General features: G+C 44.6%; 21 protein-coding genes. 16 read left to right on the forward strand and 5 right to left on the reverse strand.

Translation table 11 applies throughout. From position 1 onward, the window contains the following. Nucleotides 1–10 precede the first annotated feature (10 nt). Complete coding sequence (gene xseA / locus R8269_RS21200) at nucleotides 11–1342, reverse strand: exodeoxyribonuclease VII large subunit (RefSeq protein WP_017633909.1); 1332 nt, start codon at nucleotides 1340–1342, stop codon at nucleotides 11–13. A gap of 231 nt (nucleotides 1343–1573) precedes the next feature. Here xseA and guaB point away from each other — a divergent pair, with 231 nt between their 5' ends. From guaB to R8269_RS21215, 3 genes are all read left to right on the forward strand, one after another. Further along, nucleotides 1574–3040: an IMP dehydrogenase gene (guaB, locus tag R8269_RS21205; RefSeq protein ID WP_017633908.1), complete on the forward strand. Its 1467-nt coding sequence runs from the start codon at nucleotides 1574–1576 to the stop codon at nucleotides 3038–3040. Nucleotides 3041–3139: 99 nt separating this feature from the next. Then, nucleotides 3140–4693, forward strand: coding sequence for a glutamine-hydrolyzing GMP synthase (guaA, locus tag R8269_RS21210; RefSeq protein WP_005381685.1), 1554 nt, complete (start codon nucleotides 3140–3142; stop codon nucleotides 4691–4693). A gap of 307 nt (nucleotides 4694–5000) precedes the next feature. Beyond that, entirely contained in the window at nucleotides 5001–6188 is a 1188-nt protein-coding gene (locus tag R8269_RS21215; RefSeq protein WP_193295035.1) for a tyrosine-type recombinase/integrase, read from the forward strand. Nucleotides 6189–6214: 26 nt separating this feature from the next. Here the strand turns inward: R8269_RS21215 and R8269_RS21220 are convergent, their stop codons facing one another. The 4 genes from R8269_RS21220 to R8269_RS21235 form a co-directional block, all read right to left on the reverse strand. Then, a complete protein-coding gene (locus R8269_RS21220) occupies nucleotides 6215–7354 on the reverse strand; it encodes a reverse transcriptase family protein (protein WP_206971452.1) in 1140 nt (379 codons plus the stop codon). Further along, nucleotides 7338–7625 carry a helix-turn-helix domain-containing protein gene (locus tag R8269_RS21225; protein ID WP_057552476.1) on the reverse strand — a complete coding sequence of 96 codons (288 nt, stop codon included), beginning with the start codon at nucleotides 7623–7625 and terminating at the stop codon, nucleotides 7338–7340. Before R8269_RS21225 ends, R8269_RS21220 begins: the two co-directional genes overlap by 17 nt. A gap of 63 nt (nucleotides 7626–7688) precedes the next feature. Continuing rightward, the gene (locus R8269_RS21230) at nucleotides 7689–7907 is read right to left on the reverse strand and encodes a hypothetical protein (protein WP_193295037.1); all 219 of its coding nucleotides are present in this window, start codon (nucleotides 7905–7907) and stop codon (nucleotides 7689–7691) included. A gap of 424 nt (nucleotides 7908–8331) precedes the next feature. Beyond that, a complete protein-coding gene (locus R8269_RS21235; protein WP_206971451.1) occupies nucleotides 8332–9399 on the reverse strand; it encodes a transcriptional regulator in 1068 nt (355 codons plus the stop codon). Nucleotides 9400–9484: 85 nt separating this feature from the next. Here R8269_RS21235 and R8269_RS21240 point away from each other — a divergent pair, with 85 nt between their 5' ends. The 13 genes from R8269_RS21240 to R8269_RS21300 all read left to right on the forward strand — a co-directional run bounded on the left by R8269_RS21240 (nucleotide 9485) and on the right by R8269_RS21300 (nucleotide 20162). Beyond that, nucleotides 9485–9712, forward strand: coding sequence for a helix-turn-helix transcriptional regulator (locus tag R8269_RS21240; RefSeq protein WP_001069954.1), 228 nt, complete (start codon nucleotides 9485–9487; stop codon nucleotides 9710–9712). 12 nt (nucleotides 9713–9724) lie between these two features. Beyond that, nucleotides 9725–10720, forward strand: a complete 996-nt coding sequence (locus tag R8269_RS21245; RefSeq protein WP_193295038.1) for a replication protein RepA — start codon at nucleotides 9725–9727, stop codon at nucleotides 10718–10720. A gap of 816 nt (nucleotides 10721–11536) precedes the next feature. Beyond that, nucleotides 11537–11911 carry a conjugal transfer transcriptional regulator TraJ gene (gene traJ, locus R8269_RS21250; protein ID WP_193295039.1) on the forward strand — a complete coding sequence of 125 codons (375 nt, stop codon included), beginning with the start codon at nucleotides 11537–11539 and terminating at the stop codon, nucleotides 11909–11911. Further along, nucleotides 11908–13668 carry a TraI/MobA(P) family conjugative relaxase gene (gene traI, locus R8269_RS21255; RefSeq protein ID WP_193295040.1) on the forward strand — a complete coding sequence of 587 codons (1761 nt, stop codon included), beginning with the start codon at nucleotides 11908–11910 and terminating at the stop codon, nucleotides 13666–13668. The genes traJ and traI overlap by 4 nt, the downstream gene beginning before the upstream one ends. A 235-nt stretch (nucleotides 13669–13903) precedes the next feature. Continuing rightward, nucleotides 13904–14677, forward strand: coding sequence for a P-type conjugative transfer protein TrbJ (gene trbJ, locus R8269_RS21260; RefSeq protein ID WP_193295041.1), 774 nt, complete (start codon nucleotides 13904–13906; stop codon nucleotides 14675–14677). Between the two features lie 2 nt (nucleotides 14678–14679). Further along, nucleotides 14680–14877 (forward strand): hypothetical protein, encoded by a 198-nt coding sequence (locus R8269_RS21265; RefSeq protein WP_193295042.1) that lies wholly within the window; start codon nucleotides 14680–14682, stop codon nucleotides 14875–14877. A gap of 2 nt (nucleotides 14878–14879) precedes the next feature. Further along, nucleotides 14880–16175 (forward strand): P-type conjugative transfer protein TrbL, encoded by a 1296-nt coding sequence (gene trbL, locus R8269_RS21270; RefSeq protein ID WP_193295043.1) that lies wholly within the window; start codon nucleotides 14880–14882, stop codon nucleotides 16173–16175. 55 nt (nucleotides 16176–16230) lie between these two features. Next, complete coding sequence (locus R8269_RS21275; RefSeq protein WP_193295053.1) at nucleotides 16231–16428, forward strand: conjugal transfer protein TrbL; 198 nt, start codon at nucleotides 16231–16233, stop codon at nucleotides 16426–16428. Nucleotides 16429–16448: 20 nt separating this feature from the next. Beyond that, the gene (locus R8269_RS21280) at nucleotides 16449–16703 is read left to right on the forward strand and encodes a hypothetical protein (RefSeq protein ID WP_193295044.1); all 255 of its coding nucleotides are present in this window, start codon (nucleotides 16449–16451) and stop codon (nucleotides 16701–16703) included. A 329-nt stretch (nucleotides 16704–17032) separates the two neighbouring features. Then, nucleotides 17033–17923: a sce7726 family protein gene (locus R8269_RS21285; RefSeq protein WP_206971450.1), complete on the forward strand. Its 891-nt coding sequence runs from the start codon at nucleotides 17033–17035 to the stop codon at nucleotides 17921–17923. Nucleotides 17924–17930: 7 nt separating this feature from the next. After that, the gene (locus R8269_RS21290; RefSeq protein WP_193295046.1) at nucleotides 17931–18866 is read left to right on the forward strand and encodes a sce7725 family protein; all 936 of its coding nucleotides are present in this window, start codon (nucleotides 17931–17933) and stop codon (nucleotides 18864–18866) included. A gap of 7 nt (nucleotides 18867–18873) precedes the next feature. Next, nucleotides 18874–19917, forward strand: coding sequence for an RES family NAD+ phosphorylase (locus R8269_RS21295; RefSeq protein WP_193295047.1), 1044 nt, complete (start codon nucleotides 18874–18876; stop codon nucleotides 19915–19917). A 53-nt stretch (nucleotides 19918–19970) separates the two neighbouring features. Next, on the forward strand, nucleotides 19971–20162 hold the full coding sequence (locus tag R8269_RS21300; RefSeq protein ID WP_193295055.1) for a hypothetical protein: 192 nt from the start codon (nucleotides 19971–19973) through the stop codon (nucleotides 20160–20162). Nucleotides 20163–20280: the final 118 nt, after the last annotated feature.

Consider the following 20280-nt stretch of genomic DNA (forward strand, 5'->3'; position numbering starts at 1 on the left):
GAGTTTGTATTCAGTTAACGGTAGAACGAACGTCACCTTCGGCTAACCGGGTAATCAATACATCTCCCGACTTTACATCTGAAGATTGCGTAATTACTTTACCTTGCTCAGTTTGAGTAATTGAGTAACCTCGTTTCAATGTCGCTAGTGGGCTGACGGTGTCCAACTTTTCTGCGGCAATCGCGAGTTGATGGCGCATAGTCAGTAATTTGCGATCCATTGCATCCATGAGCTTTTGCTCAACACGTTCTAGCTTCGACTTCTGCTCGGCAAGGCGTGTTACAGGAGAATTTAATTGCAGCCGATAATGTTGACGCTCGATTCGCTGTTGACGCAAGGCAATAAAACGACTCATCGCTCGCTGTAAGCGCATGTCCAACTCATCTAACTGTTGCGTCTGACGTTGCAAGCGATAGCTTGGGTGCTGTCTCTCTAGACGGTGCACTAATTGAGCAGATTGCTGCTTTTGTTGTGCTAGGTAGTAACGCATCGCGCTCGCTAACTTATGCTGGCGGGTAACTAAAGCTTGATCTTTGTGGCTGTTATCACGGCTTACTAGCTCAGCGGCTGCTGATGGAGTAGGCGCGCGTACGTCGGCGACAAAATCAGCTATTGTCACGTCAACTTCATGTCCAACGGCGCTAATAATAGGAATTTGGCTTGCTGCAATCGTGCGAGCTAATATCTCGTTGTTAAAGCACCATAAGTCTTCTAATGAACCACCACCTCGGCCCACAATTAGTACATCACATTCATCACGGCTGTTAGCGCGACCAATGGCTTGTGCAATTTGAATGGCTGCGTCCTCACCTTGTACCACTGTCGGATAAATCACAACAGGTAGGGAAGGATCACGACGTTTCAATACGTCTAAGATATCGTAAAGCGCGGCACCAGTTTTCGATGTGATGACGCCAACACGTTTAGGGTGCTCAGGCAAAGATTGCTTATTGATTTGCGCGAACAACCCTTCTGCTGCAAGCTTCATTTTCAGCTCTTCAAACTCTTGTTGAAGACGGCCATCACCTTCCGGTTGCATGCTTTCGATGATCAATTGGTAGTCACCGCGAGGCTCATAAAGAGACAGACGAGCTTTTACTAGGACTTGATTACCGTTAGCGGGTTTGAAAGTAACGCGGCGATTGTTACCACGAAACATGGCACATTTAACTTGAGCGCGAGAGTCTTTAAGAGTGAGGTACCAGTGACCAGAGACAGGAGCTGAAAAGTTGGATATCTCTCCGACGAGCCAAACGATCCCCATTTCGTTTTCAAGGAGTAAACGAACTTCTGCGTTGAGACGAGAAACAGTAAAGATGTTTTGATTGGTCTTGGAGAGCACAGCTAATCTCTTAGACGTGAGTATGGAAATTAGCGGCAATATAATACATAGCAAGGGGGTAATTGCAAGAAAAAAATTAAAAAATTTGTGGTCAAGCGATTGCGTTAACCGTATAATCCCTCCGCAATATCTAATCCAAATGTAGCTTGTTGCTAACACAGGTTACCCTCATTATGCGAAACGATGAGATTGGATTGTTCTTTTTACTCTTCTAATTGTGAGATATTGCAAATGCTAAGAATTGCCAAAGAAGCGCTGACATTCGATGACGTACTACTTGTGCCAGCACACTCCACCGTTCTCCCAAACACAGCTGATCTTCGCACTCAGCTAACTAAGAACATCACCCTAAACATCCCAATGATTTCAGCGTCTATGGACACTGTTACTGAAGCTCGTCTAGCAATTGCGCTAGCGCAAGAGGGTGGCATTGGCTTTATCCACAAGAACATGTCTATTGAGCAGCAGGCAGCCGAAGTTCGTAAAGTTAAGAAGTTCGAAGCTGGTATGGTAACTGACGCGGTTACTGTAAACCCTGATGCGACCATCGCTGATGTTGTTGCACTCACTGAAAAGCATGGTTTTGCAGGTTTCCCTGTTGTCACTGAGAGCAATGAGCTTGTTGGTATTATCACTGGTCGTGACGTTCGTTTTGTGACGGACCTTTCTAAGAAAGTATCTTCAGTAATGACGCCAAAAGAGAAGTTGGCAGCAGTTAAAGAAGGTGCAACACGAGAAGAAGTGCAAGAGAAAATGCACGAAGCTCGTGTAGAGAAAGTATTGGTTGTGAATGATGAGTTCCAACTAACCGGTATGATTACTGCGAAAGACTTCCACAAAGCAGAACGTAAACCAAACGCATGTAAAGATGAGCGTGGTCGCCTACGTGTTGGCGCAGCCGTTGGTGCTGGCGCTGGTAACGAAGAGCGTGTTGCTGCTCTAGTTGAAGCAGGCGTTGACATTCTACTTATCGACTCTTCACACGGACATTCTGAAGGTGTACTAAACCGCATCCGCGAAACTCGCGCTGCTTACCCAGATCTAGACATCATCGGTGGTAACGTAGCAACAGGTGCTGGTGCTAAAGCACTAATCGAAGCTGGCGTAAGCGCAGTGAAAGTTGGTATCGGCCCTGGTTCTATCTGTACAACTCGTATTGTAACGGGTGTGGGAGTTCCACAAATCACTGCAATCGCAGATGCGGCAGAAGTGGCTAATGATTATGGTATTCCGGTTATTGCTGATGGTGGTATCCGTTTCTCAGGTGATATCTGTAAAGCAATCGTAGCTGGCGCATCATGTGTGATGGTTGGTTCTATGTTTGCTGGTACTGAAGAAGCGCCGGGTGAAGTGATTCTATACAATGGCCGTTCTTACAAGTCTTACCGCGGCATGGGTTCTCTTGGTGCTATGTCTCAAGGTTCTTCTGACCGTTACTTCCAGTCTGACAACGCAGCGGACAAGCTAGTACCAGAAGGCATTGAAGGTCGTATCGCATACAAAGGCCGTCTAAAAGAGATCGTACACCAACAAATGGGTGGTCTACGTTCAAGCATGGGTCTAACTGGTTCTGCAACTATCGAAGATATGCGTACGAAAGCTGAATTTGTACGTATCTCTGGTGCAGGTATGCAAGAGTCTCATGTACACGATGTTCAAATTACTAAGGAAGCGCCGAACTACCGTCTAGGGAACTAATTACCTAACGGAAACGTTTGCTTTTTCCTTGAAGCATTAAGAAGAGGCGAGTACACTCGCCTCGGTTTTAATCACTTAGCCTTAAAAAGACTGCTCAAAATGACTAAAAATATCCATGACCAACGTATTCTGATCTTGGACTTCGGTTCTCAGTACACTCAATTAGTAGCACGCCGCGTACGTGAAATCGGCGTTTACTGTGAACTATGGAGCTGGGATGTAGAAGAAGCGGATATTCGCGAATTCAACCCAGATGGCATTATCCTATCTGGCGGTCCAGAAAGCGTAACGGAAGAGAACTCTCCACGCGCGCCTCAATATGTGTTTGATTCCGGTGTTCCTTTGCTTGGCGTATGTTACGGCATGCAAACCATGGCGGAACAGTTAGGAGGCAAAGTAGCGGGCTCTAACGAACGTGAGTTTGGCTACGCTCAGGTTAAAGTTTCTGGTGAATGTGCTCTATTTAAAGACCTTGAAGCAACTCAAGACGTTTGGATGAGCCATGGCGACAAAGTAGTAGAGATCCCAGCCGATTTCGTAAAAGTTGGTGAGACAGACACTTGTCCTTACGCTGCGATGGCGAACGAAGAGAAGAAATACTACGGTGTTCAGTTCCACCCAGAAGTGACACACACAAAAGGTGGCCTACAAATGCTTGAGAACTTTGTTCTTGGCGTATGTGGCTGTGAACGTCTATGGACTTCTGAATCTATCATCGAAGACGCGGTTGCTCGCATTAAAGAGCAAGTGGGTGACGACGAAGTTATCCTAGGTCTATCTGGTGGTGTTGATTCATCGGTAGTTGCGATGCTGGTTCACCGCGCAATCGGCGACAAGCTAACGTGTGTATTTGTTGATAACGGTCTACTTCGTCTAAACGAAGGTCAACAAGTAATGGATATGTTCGGCGACCAATTTGGTTTGAACATCATCAAGGTTGACGCTGAAGAACGCTTCCTAAAAGCACTTGAAGGCAAGTCTGACCCAGAAGAGAAGCGTAAGACTATCGGTCACGTATTCGTAGATGTATTCGATGAAGAGTCTAAGAAGCTGAAAAACGCGAAATGGCTAGCTCAAGGTACGATTTATCCTGATGTAATCGAGTCAGCTGCATCTAAGACTGGTAAAGCGCACGTGATCAAATCGCACCACAACGTGGGCGGTCTTCCAGATGACATGGAAATGGGTCTTGTTGAGCCACTACGTGAGTTGTTCAAAGATGAAGTTCGTAAGATTGGTCTAGAATTAGGCCTGCCTTACAACATGCTTTACCGCCACCCATTCCCGGGTCCTGGTCTAGGTGTTCGTGTTCTTGGTGAAATCAAGAAAGAGTACTGTGATTTGCTACGTCGTGCTGATGCTATCTTTATTGAAGAGCTTCACGCAGCTGATCTATACAACAAAGTATCTCAAGCGTTCACGGTATTCCTACCAGTACGTTCTGTTGGTGTAATGGGCGATGGCCGTAAGTACGATTGGGTTGTGTCTCTACGTGCGGTAGAAACCATCGACTTTATGACGGCACACTGGGCGCACCTACCATACGACTTCCTAGGTAAGGTATCTAACCGTATTATCAACGAAGTTGATGGCATTTCTCGTGTTGTTTACGACATTTCAGGTAAGCCACCAGCGACTATCGAGTGGGAATAATCTTCCTTTAAGAAAGGTCTGGCATTAACAGGCACTAAATCATACTTAAGTCCGCGTAATTGCGGACTTTTTTTGTTTTTGGCCTAGTCATTTTTGGCAATGTCTGGCAACGCCAAGCACGGTTTGACCGTGGTATTTTGATGGGTATGATTCATCGGTAATGCCATGGATTACGCCCGATACCATGCTGAGTGTTTTTGATGGGGCATGGTATTAAATTTTTATATCTATCTGTTTTATAAGTATTAATCTCTAGTTTTTTAGAGGTGTTTCAGCATGGTATTAAATAAGAATAATAGGTCGAAACATGCTGACTGATACCAAGCTACGCAATCTCAAACCCAAAGGTAAACTTTACAAAGTCAATGACCGTGATGGCCTTTATGTTGCTGTGACCACTGCGGGTTCTATCTCATTTCGTTACAACTACTCGATCAATGGCAGGCAAGAAACCATTACCTTTGGCCGCTACGGAGTAGGAGGCATCACGCTAGCAGAAGCGCGTGAGCGTCTCAATGAAGCGAAGAGAATGGTTATTGATGGAAAGTCACCGGCCAAAGAGAAAGCACGTGCTAAGGCGAGAACGAAAGATGCTGAAACCTTTGGTGCCTGGGCTCAGAAATGGCTTCGTGGCTATCAGATGGCCGATTCTACCCGGGACATGCGTCGCTCAGTCTATGCACGAGAGTTAGAAGGCAAATTTGGCAATCAGAAGCTGACTGAAATCACCCATGAAGATCTGCGAGCACTGACTGATGCGATAGTAGAGCGTGGCGCGCCCGCAACGGCTGTACACACGCGTGATATTGTACTCCAGGTGTATCGGTGGGCAATTGAGAGAGGGCAGAAAGTTGAGAACCCGGCAGATTTGGTGAGGCCTGCAAGTATCGCTCGGTTTGAGCCAAGAGACCGAACATTATCACCTGCTGAGATCGGTTTGATGTACCGCTATATGGAAAAGGTAGGAACCACGCCTTCGATTCGTGCTGCGGTAAAGTTGCTTTTGCTGACTATGGTACGTAAAAGCGAGTTAACCAATGCAACTTGGAGTGAAATTAACTTTAGCGAAGCGTTGTGGACAATCCCTAAAGAAAGGATGAAACGACGTAACCCGCATCTGGTGTTTTTGTCACGCCAGGTGATGGATATTTTGATCGCCTTGAAGACATTTGCCGGTGGGTCTGATTACATTCTTCCTTCTCGTTATGATTCAGATGCCCCAATGAGCAGTGCGACAATGAATCGTGTATTGGCTCTAACATACAAGGCTGCGCAGAAGGATGGGCAGTCACTAAGTAAGTTTGGGCCGCATGACCTTCGTAGAACAGCGAGTACACTGCTGCATGAAGCAGGATACAACACTGATTGGATAGAAAAATGCCTGGCGCACGAACAGAAAGGAGTGAGGGCTGTTTACAACAAAGCCGAATACCGAGAACAGCGCGCGGCCATGTTGCAGGACTGGGCTGACATGATTGATGAATGGACTCGTTAAAGCTCAATTACGCTAGTTAATGTTGATTATATATTTGTATTACGAGATAGCTTTTTCTTAATTTTATCATTTGCAGATTTTTTTTCTGAGTTTATAACCATAGCTACTCTGCCACTAATTCTTTTTAGAATATATACTTTTGAACTAAATTGGGTTAGCTCTTTCTTTGACTTAACTTTTCGATATTTTCTAGCGTATTTTTTGGCCTCAGACTCGCTTATTCTACAAGTTATCAAGGATAATTGTTCTTTTAATTTTCCTGCTTTTGAGTAACCTTGTTGCTGAAGAGTGTTTATGTGCCCGAGAATTGAACGGTATTTTTTAATAATATCTTCTATATTAAAGTTATTATCTACCATATGTTCATATGTGAATAGTAACTTCCTCACTTGAGATATTCTTTTATGGGAAGGATTAGTCTTTTTGGAGTTAACAGTGACATCGTGTACAGAAAGCCGAGATGAACACGAACTAAAATGGCTTTTTTTCTTAGATCTATGAGGTTTTACTCCAGATTTTCCGAATATGCGATAGATTTCTGATTTTAGATGAGGAATTAATTCATTGAATTCTTTCTTATCAGAGCTAATATGAATATCATCGTAGTAACGTGTATATCTTAGTCCTTGATCTTGGCAATATTTAACAAGTTCTGGCTCATCTCGGTAGAATACTAGATTGGCTATTTCACCACTTAAGGGACTACCTTGAACTAAATAGCCTTCTTTTGTACTTAGCTCGCTAAGTGCATTTGATACTTTAGGGGGAAAGCAGAAAAAGTGTTGAAAAATACGGTTGACTTCTTTGATACTAATTGACGGGAAAAAATTTCTTATATCCTCAGACATTAACATGCGTGAATTAATATGAACTTTTGCATTGTCGATATAACTTTTTCCTATTTGTCCTGCTGTTATATAGTCAGGATGCTCAACCTTATCAAAAATTCTTGATTTTATGGAATCTAAAACGACACGAAGTTTTGGTTTTGCTTTGTATGTAACTCTTAGACTGCCATCATCTTTCTCAATTTTATTAGCTACGATATAGTCATCGTTTGATGATACTATGAGCTTCTCAAGATCTTGTAACGGTAAATTCAATAAATTAGCTAAAGCTTCGATACTACCAATTGGTTTCTGTGTGTATTTAGGCTGTAGATTCACTTTTTACGATTTCTCTCGCTATTGATTTTAGACTTTCTGTAAATTCGGAAAAAGGACTATCAGAGGGCTCTTCACACATCAAAATAAGTATATTTAAAGGAACGTTAAGTGCTTTACTGATTCGAGATAATGATGATAAAGAAGGATCTCGCTTTTCATTTTCTATTTTGGATAGATAAGATTTATCCATATTAGCTTCTTCTGCCACCTGATTTAAAGATAGCCCTCGTAGTTGCCTGAATTCTTTAATAGTTTTACCGATCGCTAACATAATTATATCTCTTAAATATTGGAGGATTTATTTGGCTGGTTGCACAGATCTAGTGAGCTTTTGTTACTCCAAGTCAATAAAACCAGCCGCCAATTTTATCAAGCTCAATACCTGAACAACCACTGACAACCACTTCATTTTGTTGGGCTTACTTGCCACTTTACTCATATTCTCAAGCTCTTCGATAGAATTATCGATTTTCTCAAGTGTGCTTTTGTCTACTGTATTAACGCATTTTTCACGAGCCTCTTTAAGACGCTCGATCGATTCTTTCAAATTCATATAATATTACCTTATATAAGTTGCACTAATCGGATACAGGATGTACCCCCTGCCAATTTGCACATCGTGGCCGAATAGAAATACAGTAGACAAACCAACCAATACCCCCAGAGAAGTGTATCTCTGGTTCTCCCCCTGCCTTCATCAAAGTTATTCAACTAAGCGATAAGGACCATCGACGTTCGATTTGAGCTTTGGCTCATCACGACCGCGTGCCGATAAGAATCCTTATGTGGGCTGGAAAGATAGTTCATTTTGAATTACTACAAATGAACGGCTGTTAGGCCATATGTCAGGCTCACAATTAAGGTAATTTTTGAAAGAGCGTTACAGATGATTTCATCTGCACTATGGATAGAATAAATTGGGGTGGACTATTTGTCAACTCTTGATTGATAAATAGTCCTGAATGAAATTTTAGCGGCTAAATTTTCTCATTAGTTTTGGACGTTGGTAGCTGAAATTCTTCTCGAATCGTTCCCAGGGCCTTAGACACAGCCTGGTTTGACAACGGCTTACCCGTGATCTTACCCAGCGTTATACCTATCTGTTTATTAGACATGTTTTGCTTACGAAGAACCAGCATGCGCTTTTTGTTGTCGGTCAGTCGAGAATCTACCATCTTTCGGGCTAAATTGCGTAGTTCGGGCACATTAGTTGGCTCCAGTGAAGAGTCCAGCATGTAGTAGTAAAAGTACTCGTCAACTAATCTATCTCCGGACTTAGCGTTATGACGGTCTGGATGCGCGATTTGGCGTCGTAATCTCAAGACTTCTTGCTCAAATTGTTCTGAAGAGCGTTTGGCTTGCTTATATAGAGAATTCCAAGAACCATCATGAAGCTTGGGGCGATGGGTTAGACAGTAATTCGTACTCAGATCCGGTCGCTTTTTCTTTCCTGCTTTTTCATCATTGTCACGATCATTGTTTTCTCTCTCGATATATCCGTGTTTTGTCCATGTGTACATGAACTGTGAAAACTCTGTTGGGTTTCCACACAGGGCACATAGTCGTTTTTTTTTATCCGCTTTTAAACTGATATCAGGCGCTAGTTTTGATCTATTAGGTTTCTTTCCTTCACAAATCATAAACAATGATTTGAGCATATCCTGAGTCGATATGAATAGTATGTCTTGCTCTGTGTGGGAACTCTTATCAACAAAGTCGTATAAATAACAGTGAATTTGGTCGGCCGTATAACGAAAACCTCTCAATTTGATGAGATCACTATAGTTACACTTTTCTCTTGAGATAGGGCAAAAGGCCAAATACTGGTTTGGAAGGCTACTCAAGTATTCCGATACCACGGGATCAATCACCTGTTTAATCAAGTTTATGATGTTGTGGCTTTTAGACTCTTCCGAGTATGAATGCCATTTCTCCCTAAAAATGCGAATGGCATTTGCCACAGAGTTGTCAGAATTCTCCCATACAGGAATATAAAACGGACCTAGTCGTTCTGACGCATCGATCTCAGTTTCAAATATTTTCATATCCAACTTTTTTGTCCAATGATTAGCCTAATCTACAGGCAGCTCCTGGCATTATCAACCCAAGAATGTTGAAAAGGAGAGGGGTATGAATCCATCAATGACAAACAAAACGCTGATAAATCGCAAAACCTTACTCAGCATGATCCCTTTGTCTGATCGAACCATCTATAACCTGGAACAGCGTGGTGAGTTTCCTCGTCGTATTGTTCTGACCAGCCGAAGTGTTGCTTGGGACCTAGCTGAAGTGGAGAACTGGATAGAAGAAAAGCGCAGGTCTGCGTTAAAAGCCGCAAGACCTGGTTTTATTTGGTAAGTCTGAGTTCACATGACGCTTAAAGATGTAACGGATGTTCAGGCTAGGGGAACTACTCGGCAAAAAAGTGCCTCGGGTGCCAGCGGTAAACTAGATCTAAGCACGAAATATATAGACAACATCATAGCAATCCAGGAGTGCAGTGCTCAGGAGGCTAATGAACTCGGTTTTATTGCTCGGCTTCTGATTCAAGCAACCATACCGCACAGTAAGCCAGAATCGAATGAGTGGAGTCGGAAGAATGGTAATTTCACAATGCACATGATGGCCCCCTCATCTGTAGGTTTGCCTTACGGTTGCTATGCACGTTTGCTTCTGGTTTGGATGACCACTCAAGCAGTAAGAAACAAGTCCAGATTGGATAAGGGTTATATCGGTGAGACAGAGGCGCGTAGGCTTGAATTAGGGAATTCTCAGAGAAGCTTTATGGCCGAACTAGGGTTATCGGGAACTGGGGGGAAAGATGGTTCTATTCCGCGTTTGCGTGAGCAGATGAGCAAACTTTTTAAAACCACCATTAGCGTTATGTTTACGGAACATAATGAAGGTGATGAATATATTTCTGAGGATGAGATTGGTGCCAGAGTAGCGGATGTTTCACATATATGGTGGAGCACAAAGCATCCAGATCAAAATTCATTATGGGGCTCTTGGGTAGATCTGTCGCCAAAGTTTTTTCAACTGATAACAGATAAACCAGTTCCTCTAGATATGAGGGTATTACGGTTGATTAAGCGTTCTCCTATGGCTCTCGATATATATTGCTGGGCAACATACCGAGTCAGCTATTTAAAACGTTCAACAGTCATTCCCTGGGAAGGACTAATGGATCAAATAGGAGCCAATTACCCTAATACTCCTCAGGGGCATCGAGATTTCAGAAAACGGTTTCTCGATGGGCTTAAAAAGGTTCAGTATGCATGGCCAGAGCTAGATGCTACTTCAACCGAAAAAGGATTGCTTTTGAAACCAAGTGCTCCACAAGTACCTCGACGGACAAAGCGATAGAGTGAGCGGTATAAAACAGTATGTACGCACCATTCTAGATGTTATTAAGCCTGGGTATTTAGAAAGTTATCCACGCATGTTCTGTCCCGCTTTAAAGGGGGTATTTTGCGCATGTTCTGTCCCGGCTTACGCATGTTTTGTCCCGGAGTGCGCATGTTCTGTCCCGCGAAGTGCCAAAAAGTTTTTTAATAACAGGTGGTTGTAGAACTCCCTATAGTACTTTCCTGTAGGTATACCTATATAAAAATTAACCTGTAGTTAAGCAAACAAATATTGTGGATAAGATTTATAAAAATAAACTGCTTAAAACTGTCAATGAAATCATTTTTTGGGAAGTTATGTGTTTTTAACTACATGAAAATAAAATGTTTTTTATTCTTTTTTTCTTGGCGTCTAAACATTCATTGACACTTGAGGGGCAGTTAAACACGAAGGCTTTGAATTTAGCCTAGAGCGGAAAGTGTTAGGAAAGCTGTGTTTTTCTGTGTCGTGATATTGGAGTAAAGCCAACACACATAAATCGCTGTAAGACCGCTATTTTAGCGCTATTGAATCATTATAAGTGCGCTGTCATATCGCTATAAGTATCGGACTTATCGGGTAAACATGGTTTACACGGGAATAAACAGTTAAATGCAGAGAAATGCACAAGGGCATGCATAACTTTCCGTGATAAAACCAAAATTGAAATGCGGGCAGGATGTGTGAAGTAGGCCCTCCATGCAAGCATGGCGAAGCCTCTTCACTTATGACTTATTCGCACCTTCGGCACTCAACGTTGATCCTGCCCTGCGGGGCCTGAAAGAGGAGACAAGCATGGCGAACAACACGAACAAGATCACTCGAAAGAATAGCCCACCGATTAAGGTTTACTGTTTGCCAGAGGAGCGTGAGTTGATCGAATCCATGTCAGCACAGGCAGGGCTCAGCGCTTCAACCTATTTGCGCGAAGTCGGCCAAGGTTATCGCATTCAAGGTATTACTGATGTAGAACACGTACGCGAACTGGTAAGAGTGAATGGTGATTTAGGGCGTTTGGGTGGTTTGCTTAAGTTATGGCTTAGTAATGATGCCAAGGTAGCGAATGTGGGAGTCAATACAATCTTAGCGGTGCTTAATCGTATTGAAGCGACGCAAGATCAAATGAGCTCGCTTATGGAATCCATTCTTCGGCCGAGGGCCGACCAATGATAGTCAAGCACGTACCGATGCGTTCTCAGGGGAAATCTGACTTTGCGGGCTTGGTGAATTACATCACCGATCACCAGAGCAAAGAGCATCGACTTGGTAATGTTCGTTTAAATAACTGTGAAGCGAAAACCGTACGCGATGCGATCAGTGAGGTGTTGGCGACTCAGTTTGCGAACACCCGAGCAAAGAGTGATAAAACCTACCACCTCATAGTGAGCTTTCCTAATGGTGAACAGTTAGAAGCGCATACTTTAGCCGCGATAGAAGAGCGCCTTTGCCAAGGCTTGGGCTATGGCGAGCATCAGCGTGTCAGTGCTGTGCACAACGATACGGACAATCAACATATCCATATCGCGATCAATAAAATTCATCCTACGCGTAACACAATCCATGAGCCTTATTACCCACATAAAAAGCTAGCGGAAATGTGCGAGGCCATCGAGCAGGATTTTGGTTTGCAGCAGGATAATCACATACCGCGCAAGCGCTGGGCCGAATCGCGTGCCATGGATATGGAGCGGCATTCGGGTATTGAAAGCTTAGTGGGTTGGGTGAAACGCGAATGCATGGACGAGATTAAATCAGCCAATAGCTGGCAGGCGTTGCACCAGGTCATGCAGGACAATGGTTTGCAGTTAAGAACCAGAGGAAATGGTCTAGTGATCGTTGCCGACGGTGAAGCGATCATCAAAGCAAGCACCTTAGGACGTGAGTTTTCTAAACCCAAACTCGAAGCGCGCCTTGGTCCCTTTGAAGCGACTGCATCGGATTCTGTTAAGCCGAGCCGCCAATATACACACCGACCTGTTCGCTTGAAGGTGAATACCACCGAGCTATATGCCCGTTATCAAGCAGAGCAGAAACATGCCGCAGAGAGTAAAACGCAAGCCCTTGAACAGGCTCGTCGTGATAAAGATCGACAGATTGATAACGCCAAGAGGAAAGGGCGTGGCCGTCGCGCAGCGATTAAGTTGACCGGTAGCAATAAGCTTACTAAGAAGCTTTTGTACAAACAGGCCAGCGATGCATTGAAAAGCGAGCTTGAGCGTATTCACAAGCGTTACCAAGAGCAACGGCAAACGATATATCAAAGCAATAAACGCCAAGCCTGGGCGGATTGGTTAAAAAGCCAAGCATTGCAGGGAGATAGCGAAGCCCTCAAAGCGCTACGTAGCCGAGAGTCTGCACAAAAGCTTAAAGGCAACACACTGAACGGGGATGCAGTTCAGGCAGAGCTCAAAGCAACGGTCGATACGATTACGAAAAAAGGCACCATTATTTATCGAGCAGGTAACAGTGCTGTGCGTGATGATGGTGAGCGTCTACAAGTGTCGACGGCTTCCAACCAAACCAGTGTTTTAGCTGCGCTAAAGGTAGCAATGGAGCGTTACGGTGATCGTATTACCGTGAATGGCTCGCCTGAGTTCAAGGCGCGAGTGATCAAGGCGGCAGTAGATGGCAACCTGTCTATAAAGTTTGCCGACCCAGGGCTAGAGCGTCGCCGTCAGGCATTAATAGCCCAGAGCAAAAAGGCCAAACGGTCAGATAAGCCTGGTGTGTTACCGATTGGCAAAGTGCCACCTTCACGCCGTGGCCGGTTGCAGAATCTATCTCAGTTAGAGGTTTTAGCTATTCAGTCAGCCCCTGTAACTGAAAAAGCGGTGGTCATGCCAGCATTAGAGCAGCGTAAAGCCAAGCTGCAAGCTGAGCAGGCAGCTAAAAAGGCGAAACGACAACATAAGAGCCGATCACGTTGATGTGATGGCAAAGGAATCGACGGAAGCCCTAACCGCTTCGGTTGGTAATAACACCGATGTTTAACCCTATTTGACCGCGCGTTTTACGGTGTCGCGCAGGTCGGGCGCCGGGATAGTAAGTGGCGAGCTATCTCTGAAAAGGCCCACATTCACCGCTGGCAACGGCAGGAGTAGGTTACGAGCCTACAGGTTGGTGAATGCAACTTTTAGTCATAACCACTAAGAGTAATTGATCATGCTAAAGCGAAAAATTTTAGCGGCTAAAATTCCCGTGCTTGCCATCTCCTTGGCGTTAAACATTTCTAATCCTGTATATGCGGGGATTCCGGTTGCTGATGGTACGAATCTAGTACAAAACATCATGTCTGCCATGGAGGCTGTTACACAGACTGCTAAACAAATTCAGCAGTATCAAACCCAGTTGCAGCAGTACGAAAATATGCTGCAAAACTCGATGGCCCCGGCTTCTTATATTTGGGACCAGGCGCAGCGCACCATCAACGATCTGAACCAGGCGACCAACACGCTCGCCTATTACCAGAACCAGCTTGGCAGCCTCGATGCTTACCTAGGCAAGTTCCAGGACGTGGCCTATTACCGCAGCTCTCCTTGTTTCTCGGCAGCGGGGTGCAGCGATGCAGAACGGGCCGCAATGACCGAGAACCGACGCCTTGCGTCTGAATCGCAGAAAAAGGCCAACGACGCACTGTTTAGGAGTCTGGAGCAGCAGCAAGATAACTTGGAAGCCGATGCCCGTCAGCTTAACCGCCTGCAATCTGGTGCTCAGAGCGCGGACGGCCAATTGGCGGCTATTGGCTACGCTAACCAGCTCGCTAGCAACCAGGCCAACCAGCTCCTGCAAATCCGAAGCCTATTGATTGCCCAGCAGAATGCCGTTGGCACTCGAATGCAGGCGGATGCTGACCGCGAAGCTCAATATCAAGCGTCTCGTGAAAGGTTGTTCGATATGGGCGAGCCAACCGACCGTTCAGAAAACAGGGGGTTTTAATCATGAAGAATATCACCCGAGTTTTTATCGTTAGCGCGTTGGCCTCTTTTGTTCTGGTAGGGTGTGGTGAAGATGACGGGCCAAAGCCTGCAACGATCAACTGTGACAACCCGAACCTGACGAAAGAGCAGAAGCAAAAAGGGAACTGTCTTTGGGATATGGGCGAACCCACGGATCGCTCCAAGAACAAGGGGTTCTAATCATGATCAAGATATTTATTCGGCTTGTTATGCTCCTGGCAGTTGTACTTACTTCGCAAACAGCATCAGCGGCCATTGAGCCTAATGGTGTCTTAGATGAAGTGGCTGTGCGTTTCATGACAGCAAGTGCTACTTGGGGCACGGTAATTACAAACTATGCTGCCTGGCTATTCTGGACGCTGGGCACTATATCCCTTGTTTGGACTGGCGGGACCTTAATTCTTAAGCAAGCGGATATAAGGGAGTTTTTTGCCGAGTTCGTGCGCTTCATCTTGACGTTTGGTTTCTTTCTCTGGTTACTCAGAAACGGCCCAGACTTTGCCACGTCAATTATCGATTCATTGAGAACGATCGGTGCTCAAGCCGGTGGCCTTTCGAGAGACCTAACCCCGTCAGAGCCTATTAGTATTGCGTTCGACATTATTGTGAAAGCTGGTAAGTCATACAGCATCACCAGTCCGATAGATAACTTGTCTATCTTCTTAATCACGTTGGCAATTTTGGCGTGTATGGCGGTAGTGGCGGCCAATGTGTTGTTGGCCTTGGTGACGGCTTGGATATTAGTCTATGCCGGTGTTTTCGTGCTGGGGTTTGGTGGTTCGCGTTGGACTTCGGATATAGCAATCAACTACTTCAAAAGCGTATTAGGCGTTGCTTTGAAGTTGATGACAATGACGTTGCTTATTGGCATTGCCATGTCGATCATGGATGGTTTCTATGCCGATCTATCCAATGATGCTCCCATGCGTGAATTGTTGGTGATCTTTGTCGTTTCACTGGTTCTCGTGATGCTCATTCACTCGGTTCCCAATGTGGTCGCTAGCCTGGTTCCTGGAGGCGGCGCGGCGGCAGGTGCTGGCAGCATCAGTGCCGGTGCGATGGCCGGAGCGGCTGTTGCCACTGGTGGTATGGCTGCCGGTGCCGCAATGGCTACCGCCGGCGGTGCGTCTGCTATTCAGGCTGCATTTGCAAAAGCGGGTGAGAACGTAGCGAATAATACTGACGTTATGTCGAGCCTGGGCGGTGCATTTAGTGGCAGTGGCGATTCTGATGAGGCTGGCTCCTTCTCTCAAGCTTCCGGTCAATCTTCTAGCGGTGGCGAATCCTCTGGCGGCGGCTTTAAAGGCAGCGCTGTAAAAGCGGGGCGTATTGCAGCGGATACCGGTGCGAATTTGATGAAGGGAATGGGTGATATGGCCGGGGATAGAATCAGCGGCACTGCTGGAGGCCGTTTAGCCAGCTCGATCAGAAACAGTACGAAAGATGACGGGGATAGTGATGACCAGGAGGGCGACTGACGACGCTTCACCTGCATTTGACAACGACAGCTTTGGCGGTGTGGGTACTGGCTGGATGAATCAAACCGGCGGCTTTGATGGCCTATCCAGTGATGACCAAGAAGAAGCCCGCCAAGCACACGCAGAATGGCAAGAGCGCGACCCGGAAAAGCACACCTTCGATGTTGAGGATTACGTTTCGTATGCCCAGGAACGTCAACAGGAACGAAATAGTGAGATTGCCAGCTTTGTTAAAAAAGGCCGCATGGCCTAACTAGATAAGGATTACTGATTATGGAGTTTAGCTTTCCACCTCAAAACCTTGCGGAGGTATTTGGTTTCTTCGCAGTGATGTTCATTGTGATGCTGGCCTTCTATTTTTTGGGGCAGTGGCTGCACAACACCGGACACGGCCCGAAGATGAAAGCCATTGCTGACAAAATGGAGGTATTCCAAAACAGGTTGGCCGGGCGTGTTTACAAGGACATGACAAGATCGGTCGATCAAATAGACAAAATGAGACGTTGGCCGTTTGGCCGACACAAGTAGTTAAAAAGCAGACGGGCCGGTGATTATGTAACGGCCCGCATTTACAAATACCACCTGCCAGATATGTCCCTCTTGGAAGCTGTTGCTATATGTTCAGTTTCCCCCCGAGATTGTCATAATTATATTTGTCGATAGTACTAAATCTAATGTTAGTCGTTGGTTGAAAAGGGAGGCCTTTTCGATCGCAAAAATTAGACGTGAATGCTAGTATAACAGTCAGTTTTTATATGATTTAGCCGGTTGAAGAAGTCCTTTAGCCAAAAGCTAAAGAAGATAGATGATTATTTTAAATAATGCTCCTAAAGCATAGTGGTTTTTCTGGTGTTTAAATGAAAATCAATGACTTAAAAAAGCTTCCTACTCTAACCAGGCTGTTTTCAGCTGCCGTCTTTAGAGAGATGGCAAGGAAGGGTCAGTCAGCTTTGTTCACTCGGTTGCTAAAAGAGGCAGGAATAGTTGACCAGTTGGCACCCAACGCAACAGTAGGTGAAGCGTTCGATTTTGCATTTAATATACTTAAAGTTGCTGGTCACCGTGATGAGTACATATATCGAGCAGCTGTTAGTCAAAAAGTGCTTCTGGGTACTCATTCACTGCGCACGGCTTCAATGCTAAGCGAGTTTCGAGCCGGTAGCTGTAAAGCGGACCTAGTAATTTTAAACGGTACAGCAACTGTTTATGAGATAAAGTCTGAGCGAGATTCTCTTACTCGGCTTGGACATCAAGTCGAGAACTACAAACGAGTGTTTGCCAAAGTTAATGTGATATCCAGTGAAGAGCATATCGATGGTATCCTTAAAACCGTACCGGAAGATGTTGGAATTATGTGCCTAACTAAGCGTTATCAGATCAAAACTATACGTGAGGCCCTAAATTGTCCTGAGAGAATCTGTCCTAGTACTGTATTTGACTCCTTGCGCATCTCTGAATGCATCGAAATTCTTGAGAGCTTAGGGATAGCCGTACCCGTGGTGCCTAATATTGAAAGACATGCGGCATTGCGTGAATTGTTTTCTGAAATTGATCCGGCTACTTTGCACTTTGAAATGGTTAAAACATTAAAACGGACACGGGCTCTTGCTTCACTTAGATATTTTGTTGATCGTTTGCCAAAGTCCTTACAAACTGCTGCATTATCAGTATCTGTACGTCACTCTGATCAAACAAGACTGATCGATGCTACGGAAACTCCGTTACATGCGGCAATGACATGGAGTTAATCGACATATGTACTACCCATATTTTCGTGGAAAGCAATTTGAGCTAATAACGATTCGTGAAATGGCTCAGCTTTTGGCTGACAATAACTTTATACCAGTCATTGAGCCTGTTCGTGAGTCATTAAATGGCCTCAAAAGAGCATTAGAAGCGATTAATGAAGCAGGTGGTAAAGCAATAGTTATAGTTAATCCCTACTATGGTGATCATCAAGATAATGGCTCTAATATCAGCAGCTTTCTTGAGGAAGAATTTTCTGGTTCGGATAATATATCTGCAGGAATCCTTCTGCGTAACGGTATGTCGGTAGATGACGCTATGTCTTGCTTCGAACAGCATGCATCCCATAATCGGGTCCTAGTCCATGCAGGTTTCACTGAGCCAAAGGATTTGGCGACTAAATTTGAACGCTATATGTCGGAGCTAACAAATATCTTTATAGATGATCACTCAAAACTATTATACCGAAAGCATTTTGGATCGAGTAAGCGTATTTTGATTCGTGATGGATTTAACCGCCAGCGCAATGCAGATTATCCTGAAGTTGAAATGTTTTCAGAGCTCCATGCGACTTATCCTGAATTAGGGATGGAAGGGTTTGGAGACTTCTTGATGGTTGGGGATGCATACAGCGAAGGTGGCGGGCCAGCTTATGCGGTAGCTATACATCTTACTTTCATAGATCGTAACAAGGATGATGTGATGTACATTTATCATTTCGTCTCAGATACAAAGGATACTCCTACGGACCCTGCAGGGAAGTTTGGTCAAGCTCTTGGAAAATTAATCAGGAAGCTTGAAAGCGGAAACTCTGGGCTTCTTGAAACTAATGCCATCAAAGAGTTTAAAGAACTTTATAAAAAACGGCACTTTCCCGGTTTAGGTTATGTGAAAAAGCTTTCGATGAAGCACCATATCGAAACGCTTGTAGATTATTTGAAGTGAGGTCGCTATGGCTAAGCGTTACTGCTGCCCTGAATGTTTTGGCGATCGTGTTCTGCGAGATGAAATATTTCCTACTCTTGGGCCGACGCTAGGGAATTGCGACTTTTGCGGAACAATTAATACAGAACTAGTTGAGCCTGCTGATTTAGCGGATTATTTTGAGCTTCTAGTTAATGTATATGAACCCGATCATAATGGAAAAACATTAGTTGAGTGGATGAAAGATGATTGGTTGATATTTAGCCATGAGCGTATGGACAACGCTCATGCAAAAGATCTACTTAGTGAAATTCTTAATGATGGTGAAGTAGTCCGCCGTCCGTTTCAACCTTCAAGTAGTTATAATAGTGATGGTCTAGCACTGTGGGATAAATTGCGAGATGAAATGATGCACTCGAATCGATGGTTTCTAGATGTAACTATCGACGAAGAGCGCCTTAAAGAGCTATTAGAGATGCTAATTGCTAAAGATCTACCTTTGAAGTGGTATCGTTCTCGAATTAAAACTGAGGATAGAGCTTTTCAAATAGATGAGATGGGGGCTCCACCTAAAAGGCGCTCTTCAAATGGACGAGCAAACCCGGCTGGTATTCCTTACCTATATTTAGGTTCATTACCTGAGACTGCTGTTGCGGAAGTTAGGCCGCATACTGGGGAGGTCGCTTGTGTGGCTACTTTTGAAATTCCAGACATTAAGGCTGCAGATTTGCGCAACCCTCGTGAACTTGTTTCTCCCTTCATTTTGGAGGACGCTAGGCAAATCGCCCAATTGCGGGCTGATTTACCTTTTCTAGAGCGCTTAGGTGAAGAGTTAACAAGGCCAGTTCAGCCGTCAGGTGCTGCAATAGACTACATACCTAGTCAATATTTATGTGAGTTTATTAAAAAGAAAGGCTTTGATGGAGTTGTTTATCGCAGTTCTGTTAGTGAAGGGATTAATCTTGCCTTGTTTAATCCCAAACAGGCTGTAGGTGGTCAAGTCTCCGTATATAACGTAGATCGAGTTTCAGTTCAGGTTGCTGCCTTAGAAACGCAGACCGATATTTTATAAATCTTGGGGTGATTATGAGAGGCAATGATTGGCTCTTTGAGAAAGGTTTATAAATGAATCATATATCGAAAATGACTAGTGCTATCGCTTTAACTTGTGAAGAGAAGCAAGAGCTTCGTCGTGATATGCAAGAATCGTCAACCTGGGCTAAAGCCGAACTAAAACGTCGACGAGCAGCAAAAAAATCAAAAAATTCTTCGCATGGTATAGCTGATGGTATTAAGAGAAATTCTGATTGTAACTAACTGTTATTTATTGATAATATCCGCTCGTTGATATTCGAGTGGGAGTGACGGGCACTGGCTGGCAATGTCTAGCAACGGCAGGCATTTCGGCTGAGGGTAAAAGAACTTTCCGCTAAGC

This window comes from Vibrio sp. Vb0667 (assembly GCF_033391095.1).